The sequence below is a fragment of the Aquimarina sp. I32.4 genome, from assembly GCF_002924285.1.
Taxonomy (GTDB): domain Bacteria; phylum Bacteroidota; class Bacteroidia; order Flavobacteriales; family Flavobacteriaceae; genus Aquimarina.
In genome coordinates, this window is sequence record NZ_PGUB01000004.1 from 25,288 (window position 1) to 38,752 (window position 13,465).

At 33.0% G+C, this 13,465-nt stretch carries 13 protein-coding genes; 4 read left to right on the forward strand and 9 right to left on the reverse strand.

What is annotated here, in order from left to right; genetic code table 11:
• Positions 1-10: 10 nt before the first annotated feature.
• From CVD18_RS01350 to CVD18_RS01370, 5 genes are all read right to left on the reverse strand, one after another.
• Positions 11-892: a methyltransferase domain-containing protein gene (locus tag CVD18_RS01350; protein ID WP_103863656.1), complete on the reverse strand. Its 882-nt coding sequence runs from the start codon at positions 890-892 to the stop codon at positions 11-13.
• Positions 893-936: 44 nt separating this feature from the next.
• On the reverse strand, positions 937-1,344 hold the full coding sequence (locus CVD18_RS01355; RefSeq protein WP_103863711.1) for a hypothetical protein: 408 nt from the start codon (positions 1,342-1,344) through the stop codon (positions 937-939).
• Between the two features lie 14 nt (positions 1,345-1,358).
• Positions 1,359-1,706 carry a hypothetical protein gene (locus tag CVD18_RS01360; protein ID WP_103863657.1) on the reverse strand — a complete coding sequence of 116 codons (348 nt, stop codon included), beginning with the start codon at positions 1,704-1,706 and terminating at the stop codon, positions 1,359-1,361.
• A complete protein-coding gene (locus CVD18_RS01365) occupies positions 1,681-2,040 on the reverse strand; it encodes a hypothetical protein (protein WP_103863658.1) in 360 nt (119 codons plus the stop codon). The genes CVD18_RS01360 and CVD18_RS01365 overlap by 26 nt, the downstream gene beginning before the upstream one ends.
• 82 nt (positions 2,041-2,122) lie before the next feature.
• Positions 2,123-2,626 carry a GbsR/MarR family transcriptional regulator gene (locus CVD18_RS01370; RefSeq protein WP_103863659.1) on the reverse strand — a complete coding sequence of 168 codons (504 nt, stop codon included), beginning with the start codon at positions 2,624-2,626 and terminating at the stop codon, positions 2,123-2,125.
• 201 nt (positions 2,627-2,827) lie between these two features.
• On the opposite strand from CVD18_RS01370, the gene CVD18_RS01375 reads away from it, so the two are divergent.
• On the forward strand, positions 2,828-4,936 hold the full coding sequence (locus tag CVD18_RS01375; RefSeq protein ID WP_158250366.1) for a M20/M25/M40 family metallo-hydrolase: 2,109 nt from the start codon (positions 2,828-2,830) through the stop codon (positions 4,934-4,936).
• Positions 4,937-5,010: 74 nt separating this feature from the next.
• Here CVD18_RS01375 and CVD18_RS01380 read toward each other — a convergent pair whose 3' ends face one another.
• The 3 genes from CVD18_RS01380 to CVD18_RS01390 form a co-directional block, all read right to left on the reverse strand.
• A complete protein-coding gene (locus CVD18_RS01380) occupies positions 5,011-7,032 on the reverse strand; it encodes a M3 family metallopeptidase (RefSeq protein WP_103863661.1) in 2,022 nt (673 codons plus the stop codon).
• A 591-nt stretch (positions 7,033-7,623) separates the two neighbouring features.
• Entirely contained in the window at positions 7,624-8,109 is a 486-nt protein-coding gene (purE, locus tag CVD18_RS01385) for a 5-(carboxyamino)imidazole ribonucleotide mutase (RefSeq protein WP_103863712.1), read from the reverse strand.
• Positions 8,110-8,210: 101 nt separating this feature from the next.
• Entirely contained in the window at positions 8,211-9,368 is a 1,158-nt protein-coding gene (locus tag CVD18_RS01390; protein ID WP_103863713.1) for a 5-(carboxyamino)imidazole ribonucleotide synthase, read from the reverse strand.
• A 249-nt stretch (positions 9,369-9,617) separates the two neighbouring features.
• Between CVD18_RS01390 and CVD18_RS01395 the strand changes: the two genes are divergently transcribed.
• The 3 genes from CVD18_RS01395 to CVD18_RS01405 all read left to right on the forward strand — a co-directional run bounded on the left by CVD18_RS01395 (position 9,618) and on the right by CVD18_RS01405 (position 12,690).
• Complete coding sequence (locus tag CVD18_RS01395; protein ID WP_103863662.1) at positions 9,618-10,736, forward strand: adenylate kinase; 1,119 nt, start codon at positions 9,618-9,620, stop codon at positions 10,734-10,736.
• A 104-nt stretch (positions 10,737-10,840) separates the two neighbouring features.
• Positions 10,841-11,848 carry a GTPase ObgE gene (gene obgE / locus CVD18_RS01400; RefSeq protein WP_103863663.1) on the forward strand — a complete coding sequence of 336 codons (1,008 nt, stop codon included), beginning with the start codon at positions 10,841-10,843 and terminating at the stop codon, positions 11,846-11,848.
• A 245-nt stretch (positions 11,849-12,093) separates the two neighbouring features.
• Complete coding sequence (locus tag CVD18_RS01405; RefSeq protein WP_103863664.1) at positions 12,094-12,690, forward strand: fasciclin domain-containing protein; 597 nt, start codon at positions 12,094-12,096, stop codon at positions 12,688-12,690.
• Between the two features lie 44 nt (positions 12,691-12,734).
• On the opposite strand, the gene CVD18_RS01410 is transcribed toward CVD18_RS01405, so the two are convergent.
• Complete coding sequence (locus tag CVD18_RS01410; RefSeq protein ID WP_158250367.1) at positions 12,735-13,382, reverse strand: TIGR02117 family protein; 648 nt, start codon at positions 13,380-13,382, stop codon at positions 12,735-12,737.
• Positions 13,383-13,465: the final 83 nt, after the last annotated feature.

Here is a 13,465-nt window from a genome sequence, read left to right on the forward strand (position 1 = left end):
ATTGGTATATTTATTTTTTTACGGTAATGATGTAATACCCAAAGCTTTTTGTGTGTAAGCCTGATAATAATGCAAATAATGATCCTTTGAGGTTTTTTAAACTTTCGGATTTAAGTGGTTTTTTTTTGAGCAGTTTTTGTATTATAAACCCTGTAATAGCAAACGGTACATGAAGAACAGAAGGAGCTACTCTATATGATATATCCTCAATTATAATATCTCTAAAACCTATTTGTTTTAGTGTGTGTTCTACTTTTTTGATACTTCCTAGTCCATTCAGGCTCCAGCCTTCACAAAGTTGTTCATAACAGTAATTGCTACCTATACATAATTGTTCTGCATCTTTTTTAAGAAAAGCATCAGTTATTACCAACTTAGCATTTGGTTTTAATATCCTGTAAGCCTCTTGCAATGCTTGTTTACTATGGCCAGAATGGCAAAAACTTTCCATAGCATATGCGCCATCAATACTATTACTTGTGAATGAGGTGTGGCAATAATTTTCTTGTAAGATCAATCCGTTTTTACCTTCTAACCTTTTGTTTCCTTCACTAACTTGAAAAGAAGATATGGTTACCCCGATAATATGTAGTAATGGATATTTTCTTAATCCATATTGTATTGTGCCTCCAATGCCACAGCCTAGATCCGCTATAAGGCTATTTTGTTTTGAAACTTGCAAACGATCAAAAACCTGTTGACTCATTTGGTTGAGCATAGAATCTCTTTGAAAAATACTGGTTTTAAAGGGGGTATAATACCCAAAATGCATGTTAAAATCCTTGCTCCAGAACTCATAATCTTCTGTCGCTTCATCATAAAATTGAGTTATTTTTTCTTTTGTAGAAGATCTTTTAAGTTTTAGCTTGTGTAGTATTGCAAGTGTACTCATATTCTTAATTTTAAATTATACTTTTCTAGAAGGATGAATAAATATTATCCTGCTTGTGGACTATGAAAAGGAGGGACTTTTTCTGAAATAGATTTTTTGCGAGCTTTTTTTCTTCCTCTAAAGAATAGAAATAAATTAAGAAAAAGCATTGCGCCCAAGTACATAGAAAAACCACCCACCTTGAAGCTTAAAATTTCAATAAGATTTTGATATGTGTTTTGAAAATGATGAGAATCAATTTTAAGAATAAGTAAAGCCCAACCAATATTTAGTAAGTAAAAGCCAACTTCAAATAGTCGATTTGTAGCCAAAGCAATGTCTTCTTGATTTCTGAAAATATCAATCATAAAAGTTTTACCATTTTTGAATAACGTTTTTGAAACAAAGTAAGTTAGTGTAATAGCAATAGGAAGATAGATGAGGTAACCAATAAAAATTTTAGAATTTTCCATAATGTTAGAATAAGTTATTGTTTTAAGTTTTTGATAAATTTTGTAATCCAAAATAGATTGAAATAATGCAAGCCTGCAAGGGAGCAAATTATGATGGCTATATGGCTGGATAAAATCTCTGTCATTTGGGTTAATGTATGTATTGTGGACCAACCAGATAAAGCGAGTATTGCATAGCCAATGTTTAAAAGGTAATAACCAATTAAAAGAGTATTGTTAACCTTTAAACAAAATTCTGTGTCATCAGGAATAAGGTTGGTCATAAAAATAATTCCGTTTTGATAACAAATGAGCCCTACTTTGATGATTGTGAATCCAGTTACCAATACATAAATACTATATGCAATTATGTTTAGGTTCATAAGTTGTATTTTTAATTTTATAAGTAACATATACAAAGTATCCTGCTATACTCATAGGTACAATGACTAAATATAGAAGCGCCAAATCAGAAGTCGAAATACTAGTTAGAGATAATAGCCCATATAGAACAACTAAGCATGCGTATGTTATTAGGTGTTTCTTTTGCTCCTTATCGAGTTTTTTCCAATAAAAAAGTAATATAGAGGCAAGAATTATTTGTATGCCCCCAAGAAAAATTTGCGCTATTAACCCTAAATAGATAGTAAGGTATAATGCTAGGGTCAGGATAAAACTCCATTTATTTATAAGATGTATTGTTTTTATAATTTTCATAGTTTTGAAATTTTCAGAAAAAATTGAAATTATAATTTGAAATAAAAGAAGGAATGAACCTTCTTTTGTCTAGGTGTACTTTTCATTTAATTAGTTTTACCAATGCTTTGGTAATCCAGTTATGATCTTGACCAATTACTTTGTTCATCATTATGTCCAAGGTTTCTGCCATTTCATGTAATGATTTGGTTTGTTTTATGAGCTCTTCTGTTTTTTGTGTCCCATCTTGTTCGATGTTTGAAACATCTTTTAGTATTTTAATTGTTGGTTTGAGCTCTCTTCTACTTCTTTCTTTAGCGATTTGTCGTGCTAGTTCCTGAACATCTTTCTCAGAAGTAAAATATTCTTTTCGTTCACCCATTTTATTTTCTTTAAAAACAATCCCCCAATCCATTAATTGACGAAGATTTGTACTAGTATTTCCTCGAGAGATTTGTAACTGCTCCATAATATCTTCCATAGTAAGAGGTTCAGGAGAGATTAATAACAGAGCATGAATTTGAGCCATGGCTTTATTGATACCCCATAATGTACCTAGTGACCCCCAGGTAGAAATAAATTTGTTTTTTGCTTCATCATATTTCATGTTACAAATATATGAAAAATTCTGAACTTTCAAAAAATACTGAAAGTTTGTGGTCGCCTTATTGTTTTGTGGAATGTGTATATCTTTCATTTTAAGGGGGTTGCCTTAGTTATTTTATGGGAAAACATGTTCGTTATAATCTTGGCAATGTGTACTTTAGCGAATCAAACACAAATTACAAACTCAACAAATCAAAGTAACATGAAAAAACTAAATTCATTTATTTTAGGGGCGTTATTCAGTACATTGACGATATGTACACAGGCGCAAGAACGATCAGAGATGTTTTATGCAACAATGGATACCCATTCTGCATTACAATTAAAAAAGAATCATCCTAAAGATGTGCTAATCATTAAAACAGTTGGTGATTACAGTGCTGTAATGTTGAATGAAAGTTCTGCAGAAGAATTGCATCATACAGGACTTAAACATGGACCAGGATATTTTTATGAAAACTCTGAGAAGGATGCAATACATGCTATAGAGCAAGTTATTGCGATCAAGAAGGAAAAGAGCAAATCTAGCTCTATAAAAGCAGTTTCTTTTGATATTACTCAAGATCAATTGGTGAACCAAAGTTTAGGTTTGGTTAATAACACAAACATTGATAGGCATATCAAGGAACTAGAGAATTATGGGACTCGCTATCATACAAAAAGTAGTGCAACAAGAGCTTCTAAAGACCTAAAGACAAAATGGGAGAACCTTGCCAGAGGTAGAAGTGATGTATCTGTAAGACTTGTAAATCATTCTAACACATCGATGCCGTCTGTTATTATGACTATTACGGGTACAGAAAAACCTGATGAATACGTGGTTATAGGTGGACATCTGGATTCTACATCTAGAAATGGACAAGATAATGCTCCAGGGGCGGATGATAATGCTTCTGGTATTGCAACAATAACTGAAGTTGCAAGAGTATTATTTAGCATGAACTTTAAGCCTAAGAGAACTATGGAGTTTATGGCTTTTGCTGCAGAAGAAGTAGGGCTGGTAGGGTCTAAAGAAATTGCAAGAGATTATAAAAGGCGTAATGTAAAAATAGTAAGTTATATGCAGTTGGATATGACAAACTATAAAGGTTCTACACAAGATGTTTTTATTACCACAGATTCATATAATAGTACTTCATTAAATAACTTTCTAAAAAGGCTAATGGATCACTATAATGCTTCTGGAGCTCATAGAATTACTTACGGTAATTCTGCTTGTAATTATGGGTGTTCTGATCATCATAGTTTTGCACAACAGGGATATGAAACAGCATTTCCTATAGAGGCAAAATTTAGAGAAAGTAACCCTCATATCCATACTTCTGGTGATACATCATCCAGATTTCCTACCGCTAATGCTACCCATGCAGCTAAATTTGCAAAATTAGCCTTAGAATATCTTATTGAGATAAGCAATGGAGTGTCAGGAGGGGGTAACCCTTCTAGTTATTGTGCTTCTAATGGTAATACTACCTCAGATGAATATATAGGTAAGGTTGCTCTAGGGACTATTAATAAGATGTCTACAGCTGGAAGTGGAGGCTATAGCGATTTTACAGATGAATCTACCAACCTTTCAAAAGGAGGGTCAAATACTATTACGATTACTCCAAAATGGACAGGAAGCACATATAATGAAGCGTATGCAGTATGGATAGATTATAATCAAGATAAGGATTTTGCTGATGCAGGAGAGTTGATTTGGAGTAAAGCTCCTTCAGCAACAACACCAGTAAGTGGTGCTTTTACAGTGCCATCGGGAGCAAAAAATGGAAATACCAGAATGAGGGTTGCTATGAAGTATAATGGTATTCCTACTGCTTGCGAATCTTTTAAGTATGGAGAGGTAGAAGATTATACGGTTGTTATTTCTGCTAGAAATAGTGTAGTAGATTCTACTCCATGCAAAAATGCTACTTCGTATAATTCATCTGTACGTTATAAGACAGGTGATCTTGCAACTCATAAAGGAGGTTTGTTTAAAAGAACAAGTGCTAATGAATGGGAGCGTATTGCTTCTTGTGATGCTGCAGTCAGAAATACTACGATGTCTACTTTGGCGGGTGATGATATGCTATTTGACTTCTATCCTAATCCTGTAGTAGGAGAATTTGTAACAGTAACAGTACGTAATGACTTATGGAAAACGGGTAGTATTCTCGTGATAGATGTAAAAGGGAATATATTGCAAGAGATAAAACTGACACAAAAAACGGCTCAGGTAAATACTTCAAAATTATCAACAGGAACTTATTTTTTGACGTTGTTTGAAGGGGCAAAGAATTATACAAAACAGATGATCATCAAATAGGAGGTATCAAAAATTAAATAATCCATACTGAGTTTATTGAAGTTGTTTTTATAAACTCAGTATGGTATTTATTTCTACTTAATTAAACCTGCTCGTTTTAATAGAGCTTCAGGTTTTGGCTCCTGACCTCTGAAACGTTTGTATAGTATCATTGGGTTTTCTGTACCTCCTTTTGATAATACATGTTCTTTAAATAGACTTGCGATTTCCTTATTAAAGATTCCGTTTTTCTTAAAATATTCAAAAGCATCAGCATCGAGTACTTCTGCCCATTTATAGGAGTAATATCCTGCAGAATATCCTCCCTGAAAAATATGAGAAAAAGCTGTACTCATACAGTTTTCTGCAACATCAGGATATAAAGAAGTTTCAGAAAAAGCTTCTGTTTCATGTTCTTTTACATTTTTGATAGCACTAGGGTCTTGAGCATGCCATGACATATCTAGTAATCCAAAGCTGAGTTGGCGAAGGGTTGCCATACCTTGCATGAAAGTAGAAGATTCTTTAATTTTTTCTACCAATTCCATAGGGATTACTTCTCCTGTTTCATAATGTTTTGCAAATAGCTCAAGAGCTTCTTTTTCATAACACCAATTTTCTAATACTTGGCTAGGTAACTCTACAAAGTCCCAGTATACGTTTGTCCCAGATAAACTAGGGTACGTAGTATCTGCAAGCATACCATGTAATGCATGACCAAATTCATGGAATAACGTTGTTACTTCATTAAATGTTAATAAGGAAGGTTTGCTAGGAGTGGGTTTGGTAAAATTACAAACAATAGAAACATGAGGTCTGATGATTTTATCTTCTTTTCTCATTTGAGATTTGTATGAAGTCATCCATGCACCATTACGCTTACCTGGTCTAGGGTGAAAGTCAGCATAAAATAAAGCAATAGGGTTTCCGTCAGAATTAGTAACATGGTATGTCTTTACTTCATCATGGTATTTATCTACATCATTAGTCTCTGTAAATTTTAAGTCAAATAATCTGGATGCAATCATAAATACACCATTGATGACATTTTCAAGTTTGAAATAAGGTTTTAGTTTCTCATCATCTAGGTCAAAAAGTTTTTGTTTTAGCTTTTCTGAATAATAAGAAGCATCCCATTTTTGTAATTGATCAATACCATCAAGCTCTTTGGCAAAAGATTCTAATTGTTCAAACTCTCTTTGTGCCGCTGGCTTTGCTTTTTCTAGAATTTCATTAAGAAAAGTAAATACAGTATCAGGAGTTTCAGCCATTCGTTCTTCTAATACATAATTTGCGTGAGACGAATATCCTAGAAGTTGTGCTCGCTGATATCTAAGATTTACTATTCTGAGTACGTTTTTTTGATTGTCTAGGTCGTTATTATGAAAGGCTCTTGCTCCAAAAGCTACAGATAACTTTTTACGTAGTTCACGATTTTCAGCATAGGTAACAAAAGGAATATAGCTTGGGTGATCTAGAGTGATTAGCCATCCTTCTTTGTCTTTTGCGGCTGCCATTGCTTTGGCTGCTTCTTTTGCTCCTTCAGGTAATCCTTTTAGATCAGCCTCATTGGTAAGCAGCATCTCAAAACTATTAGTTTCTGCAAGTACATTTTCACCAAACTTCAGGCTTAAGGAGGAGAGTTCTTTATCTATTGATCTAAGTTGTTCCTTTTTTTTATCGGCAAGATTCGCTCCATTTCTAGAGAAAGATTTGTATCTTTTTTCTAGAAGTCTGTTTTGTTCAGTGGTTAGTTCTAGCGTCTCTCTTTGTTTGTATACAGTTTCTATTTTTTGGAATAGTGCTAAATTAAGCGCTATATCATTTCCAAATTCAGAAAGTAACGGAGAGGCTTCTTGTGCTATTTGTTGAATATCTTCATTGGTTTCTGCGCTATTTAAATTAAAAAACACACTAGTAACTCTATCTAATAATTCGCCTGAATATTCTAAAGCCTCTATAGTGTTTGAAAAAGTAGCTTTTTCAGGATTAGAAACAATACTATCTATTTCTTTTTTAGCGATTGATATTCCGTTTTTTATAGCGGGTAAAAAATGACCTGACGTTATTTTTGTGAATGGTGCAGTATCAAATGGTTTTAATAATGGATTGCTCATTGTTGTACTGATAATTTGTTTTTAATTATTACTTATGCCCTGATATCGAAAAAAATAACCTTTTATCGAAAAAGCACCTCTGAATTGCATGACTTTTAATCAAACCAATTTTCATACTAATAAATTTGATTAGGTTTATTAGTATGGTCTGGTATTAGAATTAGGAGGTTATTATTATTAGGGGTATGAATATTAATAATTGTTCTAATGCAAAGGCCAAATATATTGAAAGAGCTGCATTATTGTAGCTCTTTCTTTTTCTATTTTTTTTAAAACACACTTCAGTTTTTTGATAATATTAGGTTATTTATCCTTTTAATGTCTGTTTTTTCAATCAAATAATATAAAAAATCAATCAAAAAGTGTTTTTTGTCGATTAAATATGTATTTCATCGAAATATTGAATATTTTACCGTTACTTTTTTTGTGTAATGGAAGTAAGGTTTTACCTTTGTTTCAGGTTTTAAGAGTAATGGTCTTATGATGAATTTTTTTGTGTAATATATTTAAGTTGGTTAATAAATATTGTTATATTCTTTTATAAGACCTGATATTCAAAAGAGTCGCTGAAAAGCGACTCTTTTTTTTGTGTTATTTTTTGATTTGTTTTGCGCCATCAATTACTTTTTGTTTTAAACCTTCTTTATAAGAGATGATTTTTTCTAAGACAGATAGATCATTTGAGCCTATAATTTGCGCTGCCAATATACCAGCGTTTAAAGCTCCGTCTAATGCTACAGTTGCTACAGGAACTCCACCAGGCATTTGTAGAATTGATAATACAGAATCCCACCCATCAATAGAGTTACGTGATTTTACAGGAACTCCTATTACAGGAAGAGGTGATAAAGATGCTACCATGCCAGGAAGGTGTGCTGCGCCTCCAGCTCCAGCAATGATAGTCTGAATTCCTCTCGTGTGAGCGTTCTTAGCATAATCAAATAGTTTTTCAGGAGTTCTATGTGCAGAAACAATATCTACTTCAACATCGATATCAAAACTTTCTAGTATCTCGACAGCTTTTTCCATTACAGGCAGGTCACTAGTACTGCCCATTATTATTCCAACCTTGCTCATTGTATGTTTTATTATTGTTAGTACTTGGTTTATAATATCCAAAAATAAAAAACGGTTATTTACAAAGAGTAAATAACCGTTTTTTATTTTTTTGAAATTAGTTATTCACTAATAACTTGTATTGTGTTTTTTACTCTTTCGGCTATCTTTCTTGCTTCATTTATATCTTCATGTACTATTGTTACATGTCCCATTTTCCTAAAAGGTCTGGTTTGTTTTTTGCCATAAATATGAGGAGTAACACCTTTCATTTTCATAATGTTTTCTATGTTTTTATAGATAACATTACCGTCATAGCCTTCTTTTCCAACTAGATTAACCATAATACCAGCAACTTTACTTTCTGTAGCTCCTAGGGGTAAATCAAGAATTGCTCTTATTTGTTGTTCAAACTGATTAGTGTAGCTCGCTTCTATACTATAATGACCACTATTATGAGGTCTTGGGGCTACTTCGTTTACAAGAATTTCATTGTCTTGTGTCAAAAACATTTCTACAGCTAGTATCCCTACGTGTTCAAAAGCTCTTGATACACTCTCGGCAACCTTCATTGCTTTTTTAGCAATTTCATTGTCAATTCTTGCAGGGCATATTACATATTCTACTTGGTTAGCTTCTGGGTGAAACTCCATTTCGACCACTGGGTATGTTTTGATTTCTCCGCTAGGAGTACGGGCCACAATTACTGCAAGTTCATTTTTGAAATGAACTAATTCTTCTGCAATACACTCTACATCTGGTAAGCGTACTAAATCAGCTCCAGATTTGATAATTGATACACCTTTACCATCATATCCTCCTTGAGTACTTTTCCAGACAAAAGGAAGTTTGATTTTGTTACTAGTGATGCCTTCTGTAAGGTGTGTTTTATTCGAGAATCTAGTAAATGTTGCAGTGGGGATATTCTTTTCTTTGTAAAACAGCTTTTGCCTTCCTTTGTTTTGTATTTTTTCCAGTGTTTTTGCACTGGGATATACTTTTTTTCCTTCCTCTTCTAGTTTTACTAGCGCTTGAAGATTTACGGATTCAATTTCAAAAGTGAGGACATCTACTTTTTTTCCAAAATTATATACCGTCTCATAGTCCATGAGGTTTCCTTGTTGAAAAAAATCACATGCTATTCTAGAAGGGGCATCTTGATCAGGATCCATAACATAAGTTTGAATATCATACTTACGTGTCTCATATAGCATCATCTTGCCTAGTTGTCCGCCTCCAAGAATTCCTAGTTTGAAGTTTGACGAGAAAAAATTTGTCATTTTAGGGGTTTCAAATTTATCATAAATGGCAAAAATAATTTTTTCAGAAAGAATAACCATAAGAATGTAAGGTAAATGCTATTAGTCGACTACAATCTTTCTTGTTTTATCAGGTTTTTACTTTCTTATTTTTCTCAATATAAATTAATATTAAAGTTTGTAGGCAGTAGGTTGATAGTGTAAATCTTAGTTATGCTCATATCTAATTACTATCTTTGCGCCTTTGTATAAAAAATCAAACCAAAGTCAGTGTCAAATAGTGTTATAAAGTTGCATGATTTACATTTTGTTCCTTTTGTTTCTGAGAATGAGATAGTAAAAGCAATAGATAAAGTGTCTGATGGATTAAATCATGATCTGAAAGATAAAAAACCTTTGTTTATTGCTGTATTGAATGGTGCTTTTATGTTTGCATCAGAAGTTATAAAAAGGTTTGATTATGAGTGTGAGGTTAGTTTTGTAAAACTTGCTTCATATTCTGGAACCGAGACCACTCATAAAGTGAAAGAACTGGTAGGGCTGGATCAAGAAATATCTGGACGTACAGTTGTGATTTTAGAAGATATAGTAGATACTGGTAATACTGTTGAGGTATTGGCAAAAATGTTGGAGGAAAAAGGATGTTCTGATTATAAGATTGCGACTTTATTTTATAAACCAGAAGCATATACCAAAAAGGTTGCAATTACATATACAGGAATTGAAATTGAAAATCGGTTTATTGTAGGTTACGGGCTTGATTATAATGGATTGGGACGTAATCTTACTCAAGTTTATCAACTAAAATCAAATAATATGACAAATTTGGTCTTATTCGGGCCTCCAGGGGCAGGAAAAGGAACGCAAGCAGAAGTTTTGAAACAAAAGTATAACCTAGTGCATATCTCTACAGGAGATGTATTCAGGTATAATATAAAAAATGCTACAGAGTTAGGTACTTTGGCAAAGTCTTATATGGATAAGGGACAATTGGTACCAGATGAGGTAACAATCAATATGCTGAATGCCGAGGTTGATAAAAATCCTAATGCCAAAGGTTTTATTTTTGATGGATTTCCTAGAAATGAAGCTCAGGCAGATTCATTGGCAAAATTCCTGGAAACCAAAGGAACAGAGGTGCGCGCAATGGTTGCTCTAGAGGTAGATGATGAGGTATTGGTACAACGATTATTAGAAAGAGGAAAAACATCAGGACGACCTGATGATGCAGATGAAGGAGTGATACGTAACCGTATCAAAATATATTATGAAGAGACTGCTATTTTAAAAGATTATTATCAAAAACAAGATAAATATTTTGGAATAGATGGAGTAGGTGGTGTTGATGAGATTACTCAAAGATTAAGCAACGTAATAGATACACTGTAAGTTTTATAGGTCTCTCTTGTGAGACAGAACAGAATTACAGATACTAATAATAGAGATTAAATTGAAATGATCCCGATATATGTCGGGATGATACGAAACGAGTTATGACAGAAGGGAATTTTGTAGATTATGTAAAGTTACATGTAACCTCGGGAAAAGGAGGTAAAGGATCTGTTCATTTACATCGCGAAAAATATATTACCAAGGGAGGGCCTGATGGTGGTGATGGAGGACGTGGAGGTCACGTTATTGTTCGTGCAAATCCAAATATGTGGACACTACATCATCTAAAGTTTAGACGTCATTTTAGAGCAGAACATGGTAGTCACGGTAGTAAGAGTAGAAGTACAGGGGCTGATGGAGCAGATGTATATGTTGACGTGCCATTAGGAACAGTGATTCGTGATACAGAAACTCAGGATATTATTCAGGAAATTACCGAGAATGGACAAGAATATATTGCAGTTCGAGGTGGAATGGGTGGTAGAGGAAACTGGCATTTTAAAAACTCTGTAAATCAAACTCCTCGATATGCGCAACCAGGAGTAGAAGGTGAGGAACTAGATATTACGCTAGAGCTTAAGGTATTGGCAGATGTAGGATTGGTAGGGTTTCCTAATGCTGGGAAATCTACTTTGTTGTCTGTTATTACTTCTGCAAAGCCAAAAATTGCTGATTATGAATTTACTACACTGAAACCTAATTTAGGTATTGTAGAATATAGAGATTTCCAGACATTTGTAATGGCAGATATTCCTGGTATTATTGAAGGGGCGGCAGAAGGAAAAGGTATAGGGCATCGTTTTTTAAGACATATTGAGCGTAACTCTAGTTTATTGTTTTTGATTCCTGCGGATGCTCCTGATATAAAAAATCAATATGAAATTCTTTTGGATGAGTTACGTAGATATAATCCTGATTTGTTAGATAAAGAACGCCTAATTGCTATTTCTAAATGTGATATGTTAGATGATGAGCTAAAAGAAGAATTAAAAAAAGAATTAGATCAGCAGATGGATGTTCCTTATTTGTTTATTTCTTCAGTTGCCCAGCAAGGGTTGCAAGAATTAAAAGATACATTATGGAAAATGTTGAATAAATCTATTGATTGATTCTTATAACTAGTATAATTTAAAATCAGTGTAGATATACCTACACTGATTTTTTTTTGTCTCATATCGAGGGTATAGAGTTTGCTGTTTTGTGTTAGCGATTTTTAAAAATGAGTATTTAGTAATTGTTTGTTTTTATGGCTAGTAATAATTCTTGTTAACGATTTATTAACCTTTTTTTACCAAAGCAGAATCCGCTTAAAGCGTTTCTAAGTCAACTTGAAATCTAAATTTCCCCCTAGAAGATGAAAACTAAAAATGTATTAGCCATTTTTGCTTTATCTGGATTGTTGTCTATTGTCGCTTGTAATGAGAAACAAAAGAGCAACTCTACCCAGAATAAAAAAACAATAGCACAAAATGTAACACAATCTAAGAAAGAAAAGAAAAAACAACCAACAATATATGAGTTCACTTCTGTGGATAAAGGTTTTTCTTCTCTTACGTCAACTATTAATACTGTTGGGTTAGTGAAAACATTAAACGGAAGTGGACCTTATACGATATTTGCTCCAGTTAATTTGGCTTTTGATAAATTAGAAGAAGGAGTGATAAAAAAAATGATCGAGTCTAAAAATAAAGAACAATTACGAACTATTTTGGAGTATCATATTGTACCACGTATTATTACTAAAGAAGATATTATGATTGCTGTGAATAGAGGTAGTGGTAGTGTTAAGCTAACAACAATGAATGGGATATTGTTAACAGCTAGAATAAAAGAAGATCAAGTATTTCTTGTGGATGAGAGTGGTAACGGAGGGTATGTAATAGCTACAGACACTAAAGTTTCTAATGGTCTTATTCATAGTATAGATGCAGTAATGATGCCTAAGAAGTAATTTAATGGTGTATTAATATGGTTTAGTCTACGAGTTTATCTAACTTATTGATGCATATTGAGTACCCCAAAATCATAAGGGGTCCATAGACATGCTTTTATATTACTTTTTTTTAAGCCACTATTTACCCAACTATTACATGTTTTAAAACAAGAATAGCTGCCTTTTGCTTCATAAAAATCATCATTTATATAATACCCCAGACCAGGTAATAATACTTTTTTTTGATCAGAATCTAGTTGGAAGGTTTTGTAGATGTATTCATTGATTTTTTTTAGTTGTTTCTTATCTACTTTTAGTTCAATCCAATCATTTTGAATAGAAGAGTATCTTGTTACATGTAATAATGTAGGGGATTCCAGAAATAAGGCTTTGAACCCATTGGTAATAGTAAGATCTGCCCAGTTAGGGGTTTCTATATAAAAACTTTTATCCCCCCATCCAAATGAGAAGTATTGAGTCTTGGTGTTATATATTTGATCTTTTAAAACAGCAGAGATTAAGTCATCTTTCTGAATAATAATATCTAGGTGTACACCGTTGGAGCTTAAATATATGGTGTGAGGTTTATTATGATCATTTTTGATGTTGTTTACTGGAATGTGAGTTAAAACTAATGAGATTATAAGATATAGAAGAGGTGGGGTTAAAATGATTATAAGATATTTTAGTATTCTTTTAATTAATCTCATGCCAATTGTTTTTGTCTCAAAAAAAACTTCACAGGGTATTGTCATATTTTTTATATAATACCCTGTGAAAGCTAAAATAACCA